The 20,693-nt window shown below is 69.8% G+C and carries 15 protein-coding genes; 9 read left to right on the top strand and 6 right to left on the bottom strand.

Features of this window, described 5'->3' with window-relative positions; all coding sequences use genetic code 11:
- The first annotated feature begins 68 nt into the window (after nucleotides 1-68).
- Complete coding sequence (locus ACTWQA_RS22855; RefSeq protein WP_443161175.1) at nucleotides 69-863, top strand: SAM-dependent methyltransferase; 795 nt, start codon at nucleotides 69-71, stop codon at nucleotides 861-863.
- A gap of 3 nt (nucleotides 864-866) precedes the next feature.
- Nucleotides 867-1,754 carry a TIGR03619 family F420-dependent LLM class oxidoreductase gene (locus ACTWQA_RS22850; protein ID WP_443161174.1) on the top strand — a complete coding sequence of 296 codons (888 nt, stop codon included), beginning with the start codon at nucleotides 867-869 and terminating at the stop codon, nucleotides 1,752-1,754.
- 3 nt (nucleotides 1,755-1,757) lie between these two features.
- Here the strand turns inward: ACTWQA_RS22850 and tpx are convergent, their stop codons facing one another.
- The 4 genes from tpx to icmF form a co-directional block, all read right to left on the bottom strand.
- Nucleotides 1,758-2,258, bottom strand: a complete 501-nt coding sequence (tpx, locus tag ACTWQA_RS22845) for a thiol peroxidase (protein WP_443161173.1) — start codon at nucleotides 2,256-2,258, stop codon at nucleotides 1,758-1,760.
- A gap of 52 nt (nucleotides 2,259-2,310) precedes the next feature.
- Complete coding sequence (locus ACTWQA_RS22840) at nucleotides 2,311-3,285, bottom strand: hypothetical protein (RefSeq protein WP_443161172.1); 975 nt, start codon at nucleotides 3,283-3,285, stop codon at nucleotides 2,311-2,313.
- Nucleotides 3,286-3,393: 108 nt separating this feature from the next.
- A complete protein-coding gene (locus tag ACTWQA_RS22835) occupies nucleotides 3,394-6,945 on the bottom strand; it encodes a S8 family serine peptidase (protein ID WP_443161171.1) in 3,552 nt (1,183 codons plus the stop codon).
- A gap of 77 nt (nucleotides 6,946-7,022) precedes the next feature.
- Nucleotides 7,023-10,196, bottom strand: a complete 3,174-nt coding sequence (icmF, locus tag ACTWQA_RS22830; protein WP_443161170.1) for a fused isobutyryl-CoA mutase/GTPase IcmF — start codon at nucleotides 10,194-10,196, stop codon at nucleotides 7,023-7,025.
- 105 nt (nucleotides 10,197-10,301) lie between these two features.
- Here icmF and ACTWQA_RS22825 point away from each other — a divergent pair, with 105 nt between their 5' ends.
- Nucleotides 10,302-11,354, top strand: coding sequence for a glucose 1-dehydrogenase (locus ACTWQA_RS22825; protein WP_443161169.1), 1,053 nt, complete (start codon nucleotides 10,302-10,304; stop codon nucleotides 11,352-11,354).
- A 49-nt stretch (nucleotides 11,355-11,403) separates the two neighbouring features.
- Here ACTWQA_RS22825 and ACTWQA_RS22820 read toward each other — a convergent pair whose 3' ends face one another.
- Together ACTWQA_RS22820 and ACTWQA_RS22815 are read right to left on the bottom strand one after the other, a co-directional pair.
- A complete protein-coding gene (locus ACTWQA_RS22820; RefSeq protein ID WP_443161310.1) occupies nucleotides 11,404-12,315 on the bottom strand; it encodes a CHAP domain-containing protein in 912 nt (303 codons plus the stop codon).
- 172 nt (nucleotides 12,316-12,487) lie between these two features.
- Nucleotides 12,488-13,258, bottom strand: coding sequence for a PP2C family protein-serine/threonine phosphatase (locus tag ACTWQA_RS22815; protein WP_305918459.1), 771 nt, complete (start codon nucleotides 13,256-13,258; stop codon nucleotides 12,488-12,490).
- Nucleotides 13,259-13,334: 76 nt separating this feature from the next.
- Between ACTWQA_RS22815 and ACTWQA_RS22810 the strand changes: the two genes are divergently transcribed.
- The 6 genes from ACTWQA_RS22810 (at nucleotide 13,335) to ACTWQA_RS22785 (ending at nucleotide 20,676) form a co-directional block, all read left to right on the top strand.
- The gene (locus tag ACTWQA_RS22810) at nucleotides 13,335-15,176 is read left to right on the top strand and encodes an N-6 DNA methylase (RefSeq protein ID WP_443161168.1); all 1,842 of its coding nucleotides are present in this window, start codon (nucleotides 13,335-13,337) and stop codon (nucleotides 15,174-15,176) included.
- A 38-nt stretch (nucleotides 15,177-15,214) separates the two neighbouring features.
- Nucleotides 15,215-16,105, top strand: coding sequence for a serine/threonine-protein kinase (locus tag ACTWQA_RS22805; protein ID WP_305918461.1), 891 nt, complete (start codon nucleotides 15,215-15,217; stop codon nucleotides 16,103-16,105).
- A gap of 170 nt (nucleotides 16,106-16,275) precedes the next feature.
- Nucleotides 16,276-17,559, top strand: a complete 1,284-nt coding sequence (locus ACTWQA_RS22800; RefSeq protein ID WP_443161167.1) for an ABC transporter substrate-binding protein — start codon at nucleotides 16,276-16,278, stop codon at nucleotides 17,557-17,559.
- Nucleotides 17,556-18,518 carry a carbohydrate ABC transporter permease gene (locus ACTWQA_RS22795; RefSeq protein WP_327584995.1) on the top strand — a complete coding sequence of 321 codons (963 nt, stop codon included), beginning with the start codon at nucleotides 17,556-17,558 and terminating at the stop codon, nucleotides 18,516-18,518. The genes ACTWQA_RS22800 and ACTWQA_RS22795 overlap by 4 nt, the downstream gene beginning before the upstream one ends.
- Nucleotides 18,515-19,318, top strand: a complete 804-nt coding sequence (locus ACTWQA_RS22790) for a carbohydrate ABC transporter permease (RefSeq protein ID WP_305918464.1) — start codon at nucleotides 18,515-18,517, stop codon at nucleotides 19,316-19,318. Before ACTWQA_RS22795 ends, ACTWQA_RS22790 begins: the two co-directional genes overlap by 4 nt.
- Nucleotides 19,315-20,676 carry a GH1 family beta-glucosidase gene (locus ACTWQA_RS22785; RefSeq protein WP_443161166.1) on the top strand — a complete coding sequence of 454 codons (1,362 nt, stop codon included), beginning with the start codon at nucleotides 19,315-19,317 and terminating at the stop codon, nucleotides 20,674-20,676. The genes ACTWQA_RS22790 and ACTWQA_RS22785 overlap by 4 nt, the downstream gene beginning before the upstream one ends.
- The last annotated feature ends 17 nt before the right edge of the window (nucleotides 20,677-20,693 follow it).

The raw sequence follows: 20,693 nt of genomic DNA, 5'->3' as shown, positions 1-20,693 counted from the left end.
CGGCCTGATGTCGGTATAGATCCGTAGAATCACCCGAAAGATCATCACCATGTGATCGGGGGGATGCGGTGCAGCGAGAGTCACGCGGCTTCGATCCGGACACGCCCAACGTTGCCCGGCTCTACGACTACTTTCTCGGAGGCAAGGACCACTTCCCTGTGGACAGGGAGGCGGCGGAGCAGATCTTGAGAGTGGCGCCGGAAGTGCGGGCCGCCGCCCGCGCGAACCGGGCGTTCCTCACCCGCGCCGTGCGTCACCTCGCCGCGGCCGGGGTACGGCAGTTCCTCGACATCGGCACGGGGCTGCCGCGGCGGGAGAACGTGCACCAGATCGCCGGCGACGGCTCCCAGGTCGTCTACGCCGACGTGGACCCCGTGGTCATGGTGCACGCGCGGGCGTTGCTGGCCGGCCAGGGCGGCACGACGGTGGTCCAGGGCGACCTCCGCAAGCCCGGCGACATCCTGGACGATCCCGAGGTCGCGCGGGCGATCGACTTCGGCCGTCCCGTGGGCGTGCTGCTGGCGGCGGTCATGCATTTCGTCACCGACTCCGAGCGGCCGCAGGAGATCATCGCGACCCTGCGCGAGGCCGTGGCGCCCGGCAGCTACCTCGTCCTGTCCCACGGCACCAGCGACGCCCGCGCCGCCGCCGTGAGCACGACGACCGCGGTCTACCGGAGGGCCAGCGCGCCGCTCACACTGCGTGGCAGGAAGCAGATCATGGAGCTCTTCGACGGGTTCGAGCTGGTGGACCCCGGCCTGGTCTGGTTGCCCGAGTGGCATCCCGAGCCGGGCGACACCGTCGACTTCACCGACGGGCCTGAGTCGTCACTGATCCTGTGCGGCGTGGGCCGGAAGGGCTGAGGCGTGGAGGTCGGGCTGGCGGTGCCGCAGTACGGCAGGTTCGCCGCGCTGCGCAGCGTGCTCGACGTGGCGCGGGCGGCCGAGGAGATGGGGTTCGCCGGGCTGTGGGCCGGCGACCGGCTGATGACGCCGCTGCGGCCGAAGGACCGCTATCCGGGCGGAGGGGGCATCCCGGAGGCGCATCGGGTGTTCCTGGACCCGTTCGCGGTGTTGTCGGTGGCCGCCTCGGCGACCTCCACCGTGCGGCTGGGCACCAGCGCGCTGAACGCCTGCTGGTATCCGCCGCCCGTCCTGGCCCGCTCCCTCGCCACGGTCGACCACCTCAGCGGCGGCCGGCTCGCCGCCGGCCTCGGGCTCGGCTGGTCCTCCGACGAGTACGCCGCCAACGGCGTGCCGTGGAAAGACCGGGCGAAGCGGTACGAGGCCACCCTGGACGCACTGGAGGCGATCTGGGGCACGGACCCGGTCTCGTACGAGCACGAGCTGTGGACGATCGTGCCCAGCCACATCGAGCCCAAGCCGGCCCACCGCCTGCCGCTCTACCTGGCCGGTTTCTCCGAGCCCGCGCTACGCCGCATCGGCCGCCGGGCCGACGGCTGGCTGACCGGCCCGCTGCCCATCCCCATGCTCACGGCGATGTGGCGGACGGTGTGCGAGAGTGCCGAGCAGGCCGGCCGCGACCCAGGGACGCTGCGCATGGTCATGCGCTGCAACCCCGTCGTGACCGACCAGGGCCGCCCGCCGAGGAGCGGCACCGTGGCCGAGCTCGCGGCCTATTTGGCCACCGCGGCGGAGGCCGGGGTCCACGAGCTGATCCTGGACCTCCAGCTCACCGCCACGAGCGACCAGCACTTGCTGGAGCTGGCCGCGGACATCAGATCCCGCCTGTGAGGCCTACTTGAGTGCCTTGAGCGCGCTGTCGTAGTCCGGCTCCTGCGCGATCTCCGGCACCAGCTCGGAGTAGATCACCTTGTTGTCGCCGTCGAGCACCACGACCGCCCGCGCGGCCAGCCCCGCCATCGGCCCGGACTCCAGCGCCACGCCGTAGTCGGTCAGGAACTCGCGGCCGCGCATGAGCGACAACATGGTCACGTTGTCGAGCCCCTCCGCGCCGCAGAACCGCTTCTGCGCGAACGGCAGGTCGGCGGACACGCAGAGCACCTCGACGCCGGGGTGCTCGGCGGCCACCTGGTTGAAGCGCCGCACCGAGGCCGCGCAGACGCCGGTGTCGACGCTCGGGAAGATGTTGAGCACCTTGGTCGCCTGGCCGAAGTCCTCCAGAGAGCGCTCCGCCAGATCGTTGCCCACCAGGCGGAACGCGGGCGCGCTGTCGCCGGCCTGCGGGAAGGTGCCGCCCACGGTGATGGGGTTGCCCCTGAGGGTGACGTCGGACATGAAAGCCTCCTCGTTAGCGATGTGCTCGACCCGAAGCCTATCCATGGCAGGATCACGCCCAGTCGTTGCGGGCGGCGTGCCAGCCGAGCTGGGCGCGCGTGCGCACCCCCGCCAGATCCATCAGCGCCCGCAGCCGCCGCTGGAGCGTGCGCAGCGACAGGTCCAGCTGTCCCGCCACCGCCTCGTCGGTCAGCCCCGACAGCAGCAGCCCGAGGATCTTCCTGTCCAGCTCGGTGACCGAGGACTCCCGCTGCTCGTCGATCGCTCCCGCGGCGTCCAGGAGCAAGGGGTACGCCTGCTGCCACACCGCGTCGAACAGGGCCTCCACGGCGGCCAGCAGCCCGCTGCGGTGCAGGAGCACGGCGGCGGGCTCCCCGCCGGGCTCGGTGGTCAGCGGCACCAGGGCGAGCTCGCTGTCGGCCATCATCAGCTTGATGGGCAGCTTGTCCGTCACTCTGACCTGCACGCCCCTGCGGAGGGAGTCGATCGTCTCGGCCACCGCCCCGGGACCGGCCATGACCTCGCGCTCCACCACGACGAGATACTCCACCCCGCGATCCACGGCCTGGTTCTCGGCCGGGTTGGCCCCCGGGGGCACCGCCACGAAGGGCGCTGTGGAGAACGAGCGCACCCGCTTCCTCGCCGCCGCCTGGATCTGCAGGAAGCGCTGCCGTACCGCCTCCACGCCCGTCACCACCTCGATGAGGTCGCCGGCGGCGCGGTCGGTGGCGGCCATCCGGTGCTGCTCGGCCAGCGCCGCGATCGCCAGCTCCGCCGTCCGGAGCTCCTCCCTGCGCGCTGTCAGCAGGCCGCCGAGCGCAACCGCGGGTGGTGCGGCGACGTACCGGAGGGACGGGTCCGGCAAGCGCGAGACCAGGCCCCGGCCGATCAGTGTGACGACGTCCTTCTCCACGGAGGCGAGCGGCCGGTCGAGAGCGGCGGCGAGGTCGGGCAGGGCGCGCGGCCCGTCGATGAGGAAGCGGTAGACCGCGTCCTCGCCCACGGTGAGGCCCAGCGCCTCGAGCACGCTTTCCGTCTCCCTCTGCTCGCTGGAAACGCCCATCAGTATGGGAGAGAAGGTAGGGCCGAAGGCGACAAATGCCCCTTCGGCCCCGAATCGTGACTGCACGGTTATTTAGCTCACGACCGCCCGGATGATCTCCTGGCTCACCGTGTTGCCCTTGGTGTCCGCTGCGGTGGCCTTGAGCGACAGCGAGCCGCCCCGCACGACGGTGGACCACCCGCCCGCGCCGTCCGGCACGAGCTTGGCCGGCTGCCAGGAGGCGCCGTCGTCGTAGGAGACCGACAGCGTGGCCTTCGTGGCCTTGCTCGCTCCGTCCAGCCACTCCTGTGTGGTCGCCGACAAGCCGATCTTGACGAGCGGTCCGGCCGCCTTGACGTCGTAGTCCAGCTGCATCATGGGGATGTCGGTGCGGTAGTCGCTGCCGGCCGGAGGCTTGGCCGAGACGAAGCCCCACTCGGTGTGGGTGCGCGTGGACGTGCGCCAGCGCTGCGCGTCCCGGTTCACCTCGAGCGTGGCTCGATACGCCGTCGCCTCGTCGGGCAGGCCCTCGAAGACCGCCAGCGCGCGTCCCATCGACTTCTTGATCAGCTTGCCACCCTGGTAGAGCGCGATCGACATGGTGGCGTACTCGTCTCCGCCGCCGCCCGAATGCCCGGGCGTGCCGTCGCTCAGCGGTGGGATGTTGAGCTGCATGCCGCCGGAGTTCTCACGGAACGGCCCCCAGTACTCCGTGCCCAGCCTGGGCCGCACCACGGGCGCGAACCATTCGTGCGTGACCCTCTGCTCCGGCCGGTAGACCTGAGGTTCCTGGCGCATCTCCCAGTCGTCACCCCCGCCGATGAAGTGGTTCTCGTACCACCGGTAGCCGCTGCCGGTCGTCACCCATTCGGTGCGCTCGGCGGGGAAGTGCTCGCGCTCCATGAACCCGATGGCCGGGCCCCAGCCGTCCTGGAGGTTGTAGCGGAAGCCGCCGCCCTCCTGTCCGGTGGTGGCGCCGTGGTAGACGCCCCGCACCTGTGCCAGGTGTCGCGGACGGTAGGTCAGCTCCCGATCGGGGACGCCGCCCTTGTGCAGGTCCACCAGGTCGTACAGGTAGGAGGCATAGCGCTTCTGCGTGACCACGACCGTCTTGCCCACCAGCCCGGCGGCGCTGTCGCGCGGGATCAGCACGACCGGGATGGGCAACGCCTCGCCGTACCACTCGTAGAGCAGTCCCGGCTCGTTGTTCGCGACGACCAGGAGCTTCGCGCCCGCCGCGATCGCCTGCTCGGCCCGCTCCTCCGCACTCACCTCGGCGCTGCGCGTGACGATGACGGCCTTGCCCTTGGCGTCGACGCCCGCGTAGTCCTGCGCCGCGCCCTTTCCGGCGGCGACCGTCGTGAGCGTCGTGCGGCCGTCGGTGAGCGTGCTGCCGCCCTGCACGGTCGTGATCAGCGAGCCGATGGTCAGCGAGGGCTCGCCCATCCGCCAGCGGGTCAGGTAGTCGAACGAGCCCTTGGTCACCTTCTCGGTCGGGGAGACGTAGACGCTCTCGTACCAGATGGGCAAGATGTAGCCGAGCCTGACCGGACTCATGTCGGGGATCGTCCTGAGGAAGTCGAGCTGCATCTGCCGGCGTTCGCCCGGCTCGGGGGTGGTGACGCTCGTCTTCCTGGCCCGGCTCGCGTTGAGTACGACCTCCCTGTCCCGGTCGAGTGTGATCTCCGGATTGGTGAGCAGCGCCATGCCGCGGGCGTCGGCCCGCTCGCCCGCCACCTCGAGCAGCGAGAAGGCCGTGTACGTGGAGGGCGGCAGGCGCAGCGGGCGCTCGCCGTCCACCGCGTAGACCATCATGGTGCCGTCGAAATCGGCCAGCCCGACGTGTCCCGAGGCGGGCCGGCCGCCCCTGTCGCGCAGCTTGAGCGTCAGGTCGTACAGCTCGCGCTCCTTGGCCGCGCCGAACGACGTGCGGACGACGGTCTGCCCCGAGGTTGCGGTCACCAGGCCGGAGACATTCGTGCCGGCGTCGAGCTTCGCCGGGTCGATGGTGAGCGTGGCCTCGGCGGTGCCGTGCGCGGGGACGGTGAGCTTCGCCGGGGACAGGCCGGCCGCGTCGGAGCCGGTGACGGCCAGGTCGAGGGTGATCTCGGCGTCGCCGTCGTTGCGGTAGGCGATCGTCCTGGCCGTCTTGGGGTCCTCGGCGGCGTGCGGCCAGTCGTAGAAGGCGGTGGGCAGCGAGCCCGTCCCGGTGACCGCCGCGCCGAGGGCCGCGGCCACGTCGAGCCGCCCGGTCCCCTGCTCGAACGGCGTGTACGGCAGCGCCTTCGCCGAGCTCATCAGGGCGTCCTTGACCTGCTGCCCGGTCCAGTCCGGATGCCGCTGGGCCAGGATGGCCGCCGCGCCCGCGACGTGCGGGGTGGCCATGGAGGTGCCGTCCAGCTGCCAGTACGGCCCGCTCGCCTCGTCGTTGTACGACGAATGCGCCGCGTTGATCCCCACGCCGGGAGCGGAGATATCCGGCTTGAGGCCGTACGTCCGGTCCAGCGGCCCCATGCTGGAGAAGGCGGCCCGTTCGTCTGCCTTGTCCACCGCGCCCACGGTCAGCGCCGAGGCCGCGGAGCCGGGCGTGCCGATCGTGCCCGCGCCGTAGCTGTTGCCCGCCGCGATCACGAACAGCGTGCCGTGCTGCTTCGACAGATTGTCCACCGCCTGGGCCATCGGGTCGGCTCCGCCGTCGGGCACGTCACTGCCCAGGCTCATGCTGACGACCTTCGCCCGGGCCGCGGCCCACTCCATGCCCGCGATGATCCACGAGTCCTGGCCATAGCCGTTGTCCGCGAGCACCTTGCCGATGAGCAGGTCCGCAGCGGGGGCGACGCCCTTGTTCGCGCCGTCCGAGGCGGCGCCGGTGCCCGCGACCGTGGAGGCGACGTGGGTGCCGTGGCCGTTGACGTCCTTGACCTCCTCGCCGGGCACGAAGCTGGCGGACTCCGTGATGCGGCCCTGGAGGTCGGGATGGGTGCCGTCGACGCCGGTGTCGAGCACGGCGACCTTGACGCCCTTGCCGTCGTAGCCGGCGGCCCATGCCTGCGGGGCGCCGACCTGCGGCACGCTCTCCTTCAGCGAGACCCTGGCCTTGCCGTCGAGCCAGACCTTGGCGATGCCGCCCGATCTGGCCGCGGGGGCGTCGATCGTGTTCCAGAACGGGCGCGGATCGGCCCCGACCTGAAGCGCCGCGCCCTTGACGCTGGGCAGCGGCCTGATCACCTCGGCGCCGGTCGTCGAGCGGGGCGTGGGGCCCGAGTAGGTGACGATCAGCGGCGGCGTGCCCTGGTAGCCCATGGCCGCCAGGCCCGCGACGTCGAACAACCGCCCGTCGAGCCGCTCGGCCGCGATCAGCGGCACGGCCTCGTCGGGCAGCACGTAGACCTTCCCGTCGGTCTGGAGGACCTGGACGCCGCCCTGCGCGCCGTCCGGCCGGTCCACGGTGACGGTGTCCCGGCCGCCCGGGCCGTCCACGTAATGGACCCGGTCGCCGGTGATGAGGGTGATCTCCGTCTCTTGGGGCGCGGGCTCCCGGGGTGTCGGCTCCCGGGAGTCCGCGTGCGCGGCCGTCGGTGCGGCTAACGCCGTCGCCGCGAGCGCCGCGGCGGCCAGCGTTCTGGCGGGGAAAGTGAGGGGCATGCGGTGGATTCCACTCCTCCCGCCATGCCCCGGGGAAGGTCATTCACGTGGCGGGAACCCGCCCTGGCGGGAGCCCGTCAGACGTTGCGGCGGTACTGGCCTCCCGCTTCGAACAGGGCGTCGGTGATCTGACCGAGCGAGCAGTGGCGGGCGGCCTCCATCAGCACCTCGAACGCGTTGCCGTCCGACATCGCCACCTCGCGCAGCCGTGCCAGCTGTGCGGGGGTCTCCGAGAGGTTGCGCTCGTGGAAGGCCTGGAGCCGGTCGAGCTGCGAGCGCTTCTCCTCCTCGGTGCCCCTGGCCAGCTCCAGCGTGTGCGGCGCCGGTTCGTCGAGCTCCTTCGTGAACGTGTTCACGCCGATGATCGGCAGCGAGCCGTCGTGCTTGCGCATCTCGTACAGCATGGACTCGTCCTGGATCTTGCCGCGCTGGTAGCCGGTCTCCATCGCGCCCAGCACACCGCCCCTGTCCGACAGGCGCTCGAACTCGGTGAGCACCGCCTCCTCCACCAGGTCCGTCAGCTCCTCGATGATGAACGAGCCCTGCAGCGGGTTCTCGTTCCTGGCCAGGCCCCATTCGCGGTTGATGATGAGCTGGATCGCCATGGCGCGGCGGACCGAGTCGGCCGTCGGGGTGGTGACGGCCTCGTCGAAGGCGTTGGTGTGCAGGCTGTTGCAGTTGTCGTAGATGGCGATCAGGGCCTGCAGGGTGGTGCGGATGTCGTTGAAGTTCATCTCCTGGGCGTGCAGGGACCGGCCCGAGGTCTGGATGTGGTACTTCAGCTTCTGCGAACGCTCGGCGGCGCCGTAGCGCTCCCGCATGGCCACCGCCCAGATGCGGCGGGCCACCCGCCCGAGCACGCTGTACTCGGGGTCCATGCCGTTGGAGAAGAAGAACGACAGGTTCGGCGCGAAGTCGTCGATGTTCATGCCGCGGGCCAGATACGCCTCCACGTACGTGAACCCGTTGGCCAGGGTGAAGGCGAGCTGGCTGATCGGGTTGGCGCCGGCCTCGGCGATGTGGTAGCCGGAGATCGAGACCGAGTAGAAGTTACGCACGCCGTTCCGGATGAACCACTCCTGGATGTCGGCCATCATCCGCAGGCTGAACTCGGTGGAGAAGATGCAGGTGTTCTGGCCCTGGTCCTCCTTGAGGATGTCGGCCTGGACGGTGCCGCGGACGGTGGCCAGCGTGCGGGCCCGGAGCTCCGCGGCCTCCTCAGGCGTGGGCTCCCGGCCGTCGTGCTCACCGCGGAAACGATCGAGTGCCTGGTCGATGGCGGTGTTGAGGTAGAAGGCCAGGATCGTGGGCGCGGGGCCGTTGATCGTCATGGACACCGACGTGTTGGGCGCCGACAGATCGAACCCGTCGTAGAGCACCTTCATGTCGTCGAGGGTCGCGATCGATACCCCGGAGGTGCCGACTTTTCCGTAAATGTCGGGACGGGGGTCGGGGTCGTGGCCATACAACGTCACCGAGTCGAACGCCGTCGACAGCCGGGTCGCCGGCTGGCCCCGCGACAGCAGCTTGAAGCGGCGGTTGGTGCGGAACGGGTCGCCCTCGCCCGCGAACATCCTGGTCGGATCCTCGTCCTCACGCTTGAACGAGAACACGCCGGCCGTGAACGGGAACGTTCCTGGAAGGTTCTCGCTCCGCAGGAAACGCAGCAGGTCGCCGTGGTCGGTGTAGCGGGGCAGGGCCACGCGGGGCACGCGGTTGCCCGAGAGCGTCTCGCGCCAGAGCGGGGTGTGGATCTCGCGGTCGCGTACCTTCACGACCAGCTCGTCGGCGGTGTAGCGCTCCTTGACGGCCGGCCAGGTGTCGATCAGGGTGCGGCACTCGTCGGTGAGCTCGTGGTCGGCCCGGGCGTGCAGGTCCTTGAGCCGGTCGTCGCTCATGAGCTGCTGGACGGCGGCCAGCTGCTGGCGACGGCGCGCCACCTCCGCCTGGGCCAGGGTCTCGGCGTGGTAGGCGCGGACGGCCTCGGCGATCTCGGCCAGGTAGCGGGACCTGGCGGGCGGCACGATCGCCGCCGAGACCTGCGAGGTGCGCCCGGACACCTGCGGCAGCAGGCCGGGGCCCGCGTCCTCCAGCAGGAGACCCTTGAGGTGGTGGTAGAGGGCCGTGACGCCGGCGTCGTTGTAGCGGGCGGCGATGGTGCCGAAGACGGGCATGTCCTCGGGCCTGGCGCCGAACGCCTCGCGGTTGCGTACGAGCTGGCGGCGCACGTCGCGCAGGGCGTCCTCCGCGCCGCGCCGCTCGTACTTGTTGATCACGACGGCCTCGGCGAAGTCCAGCATGTCGATCTTCTCGAGCTGGGAGGCCGCGCCGAACTCGGGGGTCATCACGTAAATGGGCACGTCCACGTGGGGAACGATGCCGGCGTCGCCCTGGCCGATGCCCGGCGTCTCGACGATCACCAGGTCGTAGCCGGCCGCCCGGCAGGCGTTGATCACCTCATCGAGGCAGGCGGGCACCTCATTGGCGGCGCCCCTGGTGGCGAGGGAGCGGAAGTAGACCTGGGGGCCCAGGCTGTTCATGCGGATGCGGTCGCCGAGCAGCGCCCCGCCGCCGCGCCTGCGGGTGGGGTCGATGGCGATGACGGCGATGCGCAGCTTGTCGTCGTTGTCGACGCGGAACCTGCGGACGAGCTCGTCGGTGAGCGAGGACTTGCCCGAGCCGCCCGTGCCCGTGATGCCCAGCACTGGCGCGCGCTTGTCCGCCGTCAGCCCCTCGATCCCCCGGCCGCTCTCGATGAGCGTGATCGCCCGGGCCAGCGCCGCCTGGTCGCCGGCGACCACCGCCTCCGCCGCGGGCGGGTCGCCCAGCTCGACGTCGCAGTCCTCGATCAGCTTGTTGATCATGCCGGGCAGGCCGTACCGCTGGCCGTCCTCGGGCGAGAAGATGCGGGTGACGCCGCGCTCGTGCAGCAGCTCGATCTCCTCGGGCACGATCACGCCCCCGCCGCCGCCATAGACCTTCACGTGCCCCGCGCCGCGCTCACGCAGCAGCTCCACCAGGTAGGTGAAGAACTCGACGTGCCCGCCCTGGTAGGAGCTGATCGCCACACCCTGGACGTCCTCCTGGATGGCGGCCGTGACGATCTCCTCGACCGAGCGGTTGTGCCCGAGGTGGATCACCTCGGCGCCCTGCGACTGGAGAATGCGCCGCATGATGTTGATCGCCGCGTCGTGCCCGTCGAACAGGGCCGCGGCGGTCACGAAACGGACGGGGTGTACCGGGACGTGCACGCCTGATCACTCCTTCGTGAGGGCTCTCTCTTCGAAGATACTAGGACGTCCTACTATTTCCCAAGGACGTCCGGGGTAGGGGACCCGCCGAGGAGGTGACGCCGGATGCGCGCACTGACGTTTGCGCCAGGCCACAAGGGAACGCTCGACGTGCGAGACGTGCCCGATCCCGAGCCCGGCAAGGGCGAGTTGCTCGTCCAAGGGCTCGCGCTGGGCATCTGCGGGACCGACCGGGAGCTGGCGGATGCCGAGTACGGCTGGCCGCCGCCGGGCGAGGAGCGAATGATCATCGGGCACGAGTCGCTCGGCCGGGTGCTGGAAGTGCCGGAAGGCTCCGCGTTCTCCCCCGGCGACCTGGTGGTCGGCGTCGTACGCCGGCCCGATCCCGTGCCGTGCGGGGCATGCCGGCGCGGCGAATTCGACATGTGCCGCAATGGCCGCTACACCGAGCGCGGCATCAAGGAGCTCGACGGGTACGCCAGCGAGCGCTGGACCATCGAGGCCGCGTACGCGGTGCGCCTGGACCCGTCGCTGGAGCGTGTCGGCATGCTGATGGAGCCGGCGTCGATCGTGGCCAAGGCGTGGGAGCAGATCGAGCGGATCGGCTCTCGAGCCTGGTTCGAACCGCGCACGCTGCTCGTGACCGGGGCGGGGCCGATCGGGCTGCTGGCCGCGCTGATAGGGCAGCAGCGGGGGCTGGAGGTGCACGTGCTCGACCGGGTTCCGGAAGGGCTCAAGTCGCAGCTGGTGAACGATCTGGGCGGGACGTACCACTCGGCGTCGTCGCTGGCGGCGTTCGCCTCTGACAAACCGGACATCATCATCGAGTGCACCGGGGTGGGGCAGCTCGTCATGGACGCCATGATCACCACGGCGCCGGCGGGCATCCTCTGCTTGTGCGGCCTCTCGCCCGGCGGCCGTACGCACCGGGTGGACGCCGGTGTCATCAACCGGGACATCGTGCTGGAGAACGACGTGGTCTTCGGCACCGTCAACGCCAACCAGCGGCACTACAGGGATGCGGCCGCGGCGCTGGCCAAGGCGGATCCTGGCTGGTTGGAGCGGCTCATCACGCGGCGGGTGCCGCTGGAGCACGCCCTGGACGCCTTCGAGCCCGGAGGAGACGACGTCAAGGTCGTCATCGATCTCGCCTCGTAGCCCGGCGACACTCCCATCGCCTCCCCGTGTAAGACCCCAGCCGGGTGGCTCAGGTGGGGTCGTAGGGCTTGCGCCGGGTGGGGGTGGAGTGCCGGGTGGCCGCATGCCCCGAGCCGGCCGTGAGGCGGGCCTTGGAGGATCGGCCAGGTTGGGTGGACTGCGTGGCGGCGCGTGTCTTGGCGGCGCCCGCCAGCGCCTTCGACGCTCCCACCGACGCCTTCTCGCGAGGCTTGTCCTCATCCGGCAGAGAGAGCATGCCGTGGGACGAGGGGCGGGTCGCCGGCTTCTCCGTGCGCCGGCCGGTTGGCGCGTTCCATGGCCGGAGCCAGGTGAGGCGGCGGTGCGTACCGCGGCGGCGGCCGGTGACGCGTAAGGAGAGCACGATGGTCATGAGCACCATGGCGGCCAGCAGCGCGGGCGGCGTGCCTAACACGTCCAGTGGCGAACCCGGCGCGGGTTCGGCCCGCGGCGTCGAGATGAAGGGCCGCTCCGTGGCGCGGATCTCGTCAGGCCTCTCGGCGGCAGCGGCCTTGACCAGCCGTGGCACGCCGTACCCGACCACCTTGTCGGCCTCCCGGGTCTTGCGCTTGAGCCAGACGCGGTCGACGTTGGCCTCGATCGTGTGGATCTTCTTGCCCTCGACGCGCTCCACGACCCCGACGTGGTCGATGCCCTTGTAGCTCTTGCCGCCGCGCCAGTCGAAGAAGACAAGGGCGCCGGGCTCGGGCTGCTGCGTCCAGGCGCCCTGCTTGATGAACCAGGCGGCGTGCGACGGCGTCCAGGCGAACTCGCCGACATATTGGGTCAGGCCCGCCTTGTCGGCCGCCCAGGCCAGGAACATGTCACACCATGGCGCATTGCGGTACTGGGTGTCTTGGACGCGATCCGCGTACCACTGGCCGAACTTGGTGAACTGGCCGCCTTTCTCCTTATAGCCGAGTTCCTGCTGTACCGTTTCCAGCAGCTCGTCAGCGATCGGGTCCAGGGTGACTCCTCCCAGAAAACCGGCAAATCACGATGGACTGTAATAGCGCCGTCAAGAAATTGCGCAGCTGACCGGGAAAGTGTCTTGAAATGAGTTGAAATATCGGCTAAGTGACTGGTGAGACACCTGGGACTATCGATGACTCACGTTAGGAGCCGGCACCAACGCGATAGACGGACACGTCCCCCGCGCCCGGCGCGACCACGTCGGCCACGATCACGGTGACGTTGTCGGGCGACCCGCCTTCGTTGGCCAGATCGATGAGCCGCTGGACGGCCGCCGCCGGGTCTGCCACCGTGGTCAGCACCTCGTGCAGGACCTCGGGCCCGAGGACCGTCGTCAGCCCGTCGGAGCAGAGGAGGTAGCGATCATCAGGCTCGGCCTCGCGCAGCGCCATGTCGGGCTCGGCCCTGCCCTCGCTGCCCAGCACCCGCAACACCATCGAACGCCGGGGATGCACGGCGGCTTGATCCTCCGTGATCCGCCCTTCGTCCACCATCGACTGCACCAGTGTGTGATCCTTGGTCATCTGATAGAGAGCACCATCACGCAACAGGTATCCGCGGGAGTCACCAAGATGAGCCAGGGCGAACCGGTAGCCGTCCCACAACATGGCGGTCACCGTGGTCCCCATCCCCCGGCGCGCGGGGTCGATGTCGGCCAGCTCGACCAACCGGCGCCCAGCCTCCTGCACGGCCCCCTCCAGCGCCACCTCCAGGTCGGCGCCGGTCTCGGGAAGCGTGGCATCCAGCTCGCGCATGACGGAGATGGCGGCCGAGCTCGCCAGCTCGCCGGCCGCGTGTCCGCCCATCCCATCGGCCACCACGAGCAACCGGCCGCTCGCATAGCCGGAATCCTCGTTCTGCTCCCTGCGGCGGCCCACGTCTGATCCGGCGGCATAGCGGATGTTGTGCTTCATACCTTGCAGTAAATCATTGGTTGAAAGACTTCACAAGCAGATGCGCTGAAGACTCTTGTGAACTACTGTGGGCTCCATGAGCCACGACCCGACCGTCAACGCCGGGGACATCGCCCGGCTCGCCGGTGTCGGGCGGGCCGCGGTGAGCAACTGGCGCCGCCGCCACGACGACTTTCCCCAGCCCGTTGGCGGAACCGCCAACCAGCCGCTGTTCTCACTGCGCCAGGTGGAGTCCTGGCTGCGCCGCTATGGGAAGTCCTACCAGGTCTCCCTGGGAGATCGGGTGTGGCAACGCCTGAAAGCCGCCGGAGATTTGCGGCTGGGCGAGTTGGTGGCCCAGGCAGGAGCCCTGCTGACCGGTCATCAAGGAGCCCTGGGCGACGGCGGGGGCTCCCCTGAGGAGTCCGGTCGTGATCCGGCGCAGGCCGGCGCCGGGCCGCGGCCGGCCGGCGTCAAGGGGGGCCTGGATCCCGAGTCGGCCGAGCTCGTGATGGAGCTGGCCGACCGGCACGACCCGCTGACCGCGTACGAGTTCCTGTGCGAGCGTTACCTCGAGTCCCACTCCCGGCAGCTCTCGGTCACCCGCGAAGACGTGGCCGAGCTGATGGTCCGGCTCGTGCGCGCGGAGGGCTCGACGGTCCTCGACCCCGCCTGCGGGGTCGGCACGCTGCTGCTGACCCCCGCCGGCCCGGCGCGCGTGCTGGGACAGGAGCTCAGCGAGACCTCGGCCGCCATCGCCGCCTCCAGGCTCAGGCTGCGCGGCATCGACGCCGAGATCGTGGCCGGCGACGCGATGCGACACGACGGCTTCGCCGGTGAGCGGGCCGACGCGGTGGTGTGCGACCCGCCGTTCAATGAGCGGGCCTGGGGCTACGAGGAGCTGACCGGCGACCCGCGCTGGGAGTACGGCCTGCCGCCACGCGGCGAGCCCGAGCTGGCCTGGGTGCAACACTGCCTCACGCACGTCAAGCCCGGCGGCCTGGTCGCCATCCTGATGCCCCCTGCCGCCGCGAGCCGCAAGGCGGGCCGCCGCATCCGCGCCAACCTGCTGCGTGCCGGCGCGTTGCGTGCCGTCGTGGCGCTGCCGGGCTCGGACCTGTGGCTGCTGCGCCGTCCGGCCGCGGGCGAGCGGCCGCCGTCCGAAGTGCTCATCCTCGACGCCACCGCCGACCTCGGGAGCGTGGAGCCGGCCTGGCAGGCTTACCTGGAGGACCGTTCCGACCAGACCGTGCGCATCATCGACCTGCTGGCCGACGAGGTCGACATGACCCCGGCCCGGCACCAGCGCCGCGACGACGTCGGCCGGGCCTTCGCCGAGGCACGTGACCGCTTCCTCGCGGCCGCCGCCGTGCCACCCGACCTGAAAGTCCTGGAGCAGCCACTCGACCAGCCCGCCACGACGCTGGGCGACCTGATCAAGGAGGGCCTGGTAACCACGTCGCAGGCCCCGCCCAAGATGACCGCCGACGGCGGCGACGTCCCGGTCCTGACGGCGGACGACGTGCTCAACGGCACGCCGCCGTCCGGCTCCACGACCACGCAGCAGGGCCTGATCATTATCCGCCCCGGCGACGTGGTGGCCTCCTACTCCAGCGTGCGCGTGATGGCCGACGGCGGCGCGGTGCTGGGCGCGCACCTGACGCTCTACCGGGTGGACTCCCGCCGGCTGGATCCGGACTTCCTGGCCGGCTACCTGCGGGCTGCCGGCGGCCGGGCCACGACCGGCTCCAGCAGGTTCGACGTGCGCCGCACTCGCCTGCCGCGGCTGTCGCTCAAGGAGCAGAAGGCGTACGGCGAGGCCTTCCGCCAGCTCGCCGTGCTCGAAGACGCCATCCGCGAGACCTCGACGCTGGGGCAGACGCTGATCAGACTGGGTCTCGACGGCCTGGCCGACGGCCACCTGCACCCGCAGTCCTGACGGTGTAGTTTTTCCCGAAAGGCTGCGGGGAGGGGCGAATGGTCATCGGCGACCGATATGAGCTCGACGACCTCCCTCTAGGTCAAGGCGGCATGGGCGCCGTCTACGCCGGCCATGACCGCCACCTGGACCGCCGGGTGGCGGTGAAGCTGCTCAGGCTCCCCGGCGGCCCTGATCACGAGCTGGAGAGCCGGTTCATCCGTGAGGCCCGCATCCTGGCCAGGCTGGAGCATCCCGGCGCGCCCGTGCTTTACGACTTCGGCACCCACGAGCAGCGGCTCTACCAGGTGATGCAGTTCATCGAGGGTGTGACGGTGGCCGACGTGGTCAGCGAGCACGGCCCGCTGCCCGTGCCGTGGGCGGCCGCCATCGCGGCCCAGGCGTGCGCGGTGCTGTCGGCGGCGCACGCCCTGGCGATCTGCCATCGCGACCTCAAGCCGACGAACCTCATGCTCTGCCCGGACGGCAGCGTGAAGGTGCTGGACTTCGGCCTGGCCATGCTGCGGGACGCGGACGTCACCACGTTCACCAGGATCGGGCAGATCCTCGGGACGCCCGCGTACATGGCGCCCGAGCAGATCCAGCACGGCGTCGCCGAGCCGCGCAGCGACCTGTACTCGCTCGGCTGCGTCCTGCACGAGATGCTGACGGGCCACCAGTTGTTCACCGGCCCCACCGACTACGTGGTCTTCGAGAAGCAGGTCAAGGAGCGCCCGCCGGCCGTTCCCGGCATCCCCGCCGAGCTGAGCACGCTGCTGGCGCAACTGCTGGAGAAGCAGCCGGACGACCGGCCCGCGGACGCGAACGAGCTGTACCAGCGGCTCGACCCGTTCGCCGTCGAGCTGCCCATGCTGCCCGGCTTCCTGACCAAGGCGCCGAGCCCCGGCCGCATGTACGCCCGCATGGCGGGCCGCGCCCTCAGCGGCTGAACCACGCCGCGCATTCCTCGGCGTATGCCCGGAACCTAGGCGTGAACGCGCTCTCTCACGTAACGCCGATCGTTATCTAGGTCCCTTGACAGGGGCCCATCTGTCCCGGGAATCTCTTGAGAGAGCGCTCTCTCACCTAGAAACCTCAGACTCCTGCACAGGAGGGTTCCATGACCCCTCGGATCCGGCTCGCCGTGCCCCTGCTCGCCGCCGCCCTGCTCACGGCCGCGTGCGGCGGCGGAGGGAACACCGCCACCCAGACGAGCTCCAAGCCGGGAGAGAAGATCAAGCTGACCGTCGGCCTCTTCGGCGACTTCGGCTTCAAGCCGCTCTATGAGGAGTACAAGAAGACCCACCCCAACATCGAGATCGTCGAGAACGTCACCCAGTTCAACGATCACCACACCAACCTGGTCAAGCGGCTGGCCACGAACGCGGGCGCGGGGGACGTCCAGGCGGTCGAGGTCGGCTACATCAGCACGTTCACGGCGCAGCCCGGCAAGTTCGTCGATCTCCAGCAGTACGGGCTCGACCAGCGCAAGGCCGACTACCTGGACTGGAAGTGGCAGCAGGGCCTGAGCAAGGACGGCACGCAGGTGCTCGGACTCGGCACCGACGTCGGCGGACTGGCCATGTGCTACCGCAAGGACCTGTTCGACAAGGCCGGGCTGCCGACGGACCGGACCGAGGTGGCGGCGCTCTGGCCGACGTGGGAGCAGTACATCGCGACCGGCAAGAAGTTCGCGGCGGCCGACATGGCCGGCGCGAAGTTCGTGGACTCCCCCGGTGAGATCTTCCGCGCCATGGTCAACCAGGCGCCGATCGGCCTGTACGACGCCCAGGACAACATCATCGTGGCCTCCAACCCTGACGTGAAGAAGGCCTGGGACCTGTCCAACCAGCTCACCCAGGAGGGCCTGACCGCCAAGCTCGCGGCCTTCTCACCGCCGTGGAACACCGGCTTCGCCAAGGGCTCGTTCGCCACGATCATCTGCCCGGCCTGGATGACCGGCTTCATCCAAGAGCAGGCCAAGGACGCCTCCGGCAAGTGGGACATCGCAACCGTGCCCGGCGGCTCGGGCAACAGCGGCGGCTCGCACCTGATGGTGCCCAAGCAGAGCAAGCACCCGAAGGAGGCGGCCGAGCTGATCAACTTCCTGACCTCCAAGGAGAATCAGGCCAAGGTCTTCAAGGAGGAAGGAACGTTCCCGTCCATCCCGGCCCTGTACGACGACCCGTCGATCCAGAACTTCACCAAGCCGTTCTTCGGCGACGCCCCCATCGGCAAGATCTACTCCGAGGCCGCCAAGGCGCTCAAGCCGCAGCACCTCGGCCCCAAGGAAGGCGACGTCCGCGTGGCCATCGGCAACGGGCTCGGCCGCGTCGAGCAGGGCAAGCAGACCCCGGACGAGGCGTGGGCGCAGGTGCTCGAGGACGTCAAGAAGATCAAATGAGCACCCTTCCCCTCGCTCTCACGCGACGGCGTAGGCGCAGCGTGCGGCACACCCTCGACGTGAGGGTGTCGCCGTACGCCTACGTGGCGCCGTTCTTCCTGCTGTTCTGCGCCTTCGGGCTGTTCCCGCTGGTCTACACGGCCTGGGTGAGCCTGCACGAGTGGACGCTGCTGTCGGAGACGCAGGAGTTCGTCGGGCTGGGCAACTTCTCGGCGCTGCTGGCCGACGCGTACTTCTGGAACGCCACCTTCAACACGCTGTCCATCGGCGTGCTGTCGACCGTGCCGCAGCTGGCGCTGGCCATCTGGCTGGCGCACCTGCTCAACCGGCGGCTGCGCTTCCAGACGTTGTTCCGCGTGTCGTTGCTGCTGCCGAACGTCACGAGCGTCGTGGCAGTCGTGGTGATCTTCAGCCAACTGTTCGGCCGCGACTTCGGAATGATCAACTGGGTGCTGTCGTGGTTCGGCGTCGGGAACATCGACTGGGCGGCGGGCACCGCGACCTCACACCTCGCCCTGTCCGTGATGATCATGTGGCGCTGGACCGGCTACAACGCGCTCATCTTCCTGGCCGCCATGCAGGCCGTCCCGCGCGAACTGTACGAGGCCGCCACGCTGGACGGCGCGAGCACCTTCAAGCAGCTGCGCAGCATCACGATCCCGATGATCCGGCCGACGATCGTCTTCGTCGTCATCGTCTCCACGATCGGCGCCATGCAGATCATCGCCGAGCCCATGTTGTTCGGGCAGAGCAGCGGCGGCGGGGGCGGCATCGCCACCGGCGGCCCCGACCGGCAGTTCCAGACACTCGCGTTGTTCGTCTACGAGCAGGGCTTCGCGAACTCGACGTTCGACTTCGGCTACGCCTCGGCCGCCTCGTGGCTGATGTTCCTGGCCGTGGTGGTCGTCGCCGGGATCAACTTCCTGATCACCCGCCGGGTGAAGGGCGGGCTGGTATGAGGTTGCGTTATCTGACCCTGACCGCCGTGGCGTTCTTCTCGGCCTTCCCGCTGTACTACAGCGTCGTGGTGGCCTCCAGGCACAACTCGGCGCTGGCTCAGGTGCCGCCGCCGCTGATCCCCGGCGGGAACTTCTTCGCCAACGTCTCCCGTGTCTTCGACACCGTCCCGTTCGGCCTCGCGCTGGTCAACTCCGTCATCGTGGCGGGGTCGATCTCGATCGCCGTGATGTTCTTCTCGACGCTGGCGGGGTTCGCCTTCGCCAAGCTGACGTTCAGGGGCAGGAACATCATGCTGGTGATCACGGTCGCCACCATGATGGTCCCGGCGCAGCTCGGCATCATCCCGCTGTACATGCTCATGGTGAAGCTGGAGTGGACCGGCACCAACTACGCGTTGATCGTGCCCGCGCTGGTCAACGCGTTCGGCGTGTTCTTCATGACGCAGTATCTGTCGCGCGCGCTGCCCACCGAGCTGTTGGAGGCCGGGCGGGTGGACGGATGCTCGACGTGGGGACTCTTCTGGCACGTCGTGTTGCCCGCCGCACGGCCGGCCGCGGCGGTGCTCGGCATGCTGACGTTCATGTCGGCCTGGAACGACTACTTCTGGCCGCTGGTCGTGCTGAACCCGGACAACCCCACGGTCCAAGTGGCCTTGTCGACACTGGCCAGCGGGTACGTCAACGACTACGTGCTGGGGCTGGCCGGCACCGCGATCGGGACCCTCCCGCTCGTGGCCGTCTTCGCCCTGTTCGGCAAGCACATCATCGGCGGAATCATGCAAGGAGCGGTAAAGGGATGATCTTTCCCGAGGACTTCGTCTGGGGAGCCGCGACGGCCTCCTATCAGATCGAGGGGGCGGTCAAGGAGGACGGGCGGGGCCAGTCGATCTGGGACACCTTCTCCCACACCCCCGGGAACGTGGCCGACGGCGACACGGGTGACGTGGCGTGCGACCACTACCACCGCTACAAAGACGACATCGGGCTGATGCGCGAGCTGCGACTGGCGGCCTACCGGTTCTCGATCGCGTGGCCGCGCATCCAGCCCGACGGCGCGGGATCGATCAACCCGCGCGGGCTGGCGTTCTACGACAAGCTGGTCGATGAGCTGCTTGCCGCAGAGATTACGCCCTATGTCACGCTTTATCACTGGGATCTTCCTCAAGCCCTCGAAGACCGCGGTGGTTGGACAAATCGGGATACGGCCTATCGGTTCGCCGACTATGCCTCGGCCGTGCACGACCGGCTCGGCGACCGCGTCCGCGACTGGGCCACGCTGAACGAGCCGTGGGTCGCGGCGTACCTCGGCTACGGCAACGGCGTGCACGCGCCAGGCCGCCGCGACCCGGCCGACGCCCTGCGCTCGGCGCACCACCTGCTGCTCGGCCACGGGCTCGCCGCGCGCCGGCTGCGCCCCGGCAGCGTCATGCTGGTGGTCAATTCCGCGCCGGTGCTGACGCCCGCCCAGGTCAACGACCCTTCCGCGGTGCCGAGCGAGGCGGACGCGGACGCGGTCCACCGCATCCACGCACTGCTGACCAGGCAGTTCCTGGACCCGGCCGTGCACGGCACGTACCCGCCTGAGGTCCTGGAGGCAGCGGCGCGCAACGGCGGCACCGGCCACATCCTGGACGGCGACCTGGCGCTCATCAACGCGCCGATCGACCTGATCGGCATCAACTACTACAACCCGTGCGTCGTCGAGTCCGGGCCCGGCCTGCCCGCCGACGCGGCCTGGCCCGGCTCTGAGGACGTGCGCTTCGCCGCCGCGGACGCGCCGACGACCGCCATGGGCTGGCCGATCGTCCCCGACGGCCTGTCCCGGCTGCTGGTCCGGCTTTCCCGGGACTATCCCCAGGTCGGCCTCATGGTCACGGAGAACGGCGCGGCCTTCGACGACGTCGTGGAGGACGGGCGGGTGCACGACGCGGACCGGCTGGCGTACCTGGACGGGCACCTGCGCGAGGTGTGGCGGGCCATCGAGGCGGGCGCGCATCTACGCGGCTATCTGGTCTGGTCGCTGCTGGACAACTTCGAGTGGGCCGAGGGGTACCGGCGGCGGTTCGGCATCGTGCACGTGGACTACGCGACGCAGACCAGGGTGCTCAAGGACAGCGCTCTGTGGTACCGCGACGTCATAGGCAGGAACGGCCTGTAGATTTTTCATGTGAATCC

The organism is Nonomuraea sp. 10N515B (genome assembly GCF_052245915.1).
Taxonomy (GTDB): Bacteria; Actinomycetota; Actinomycetes; order Streptosporangiales; family Streptosporangiaceae; genus Nonomuraea.
This window is presented reverse-complemented; position numbering and strand designations above follow the sequence as displayed.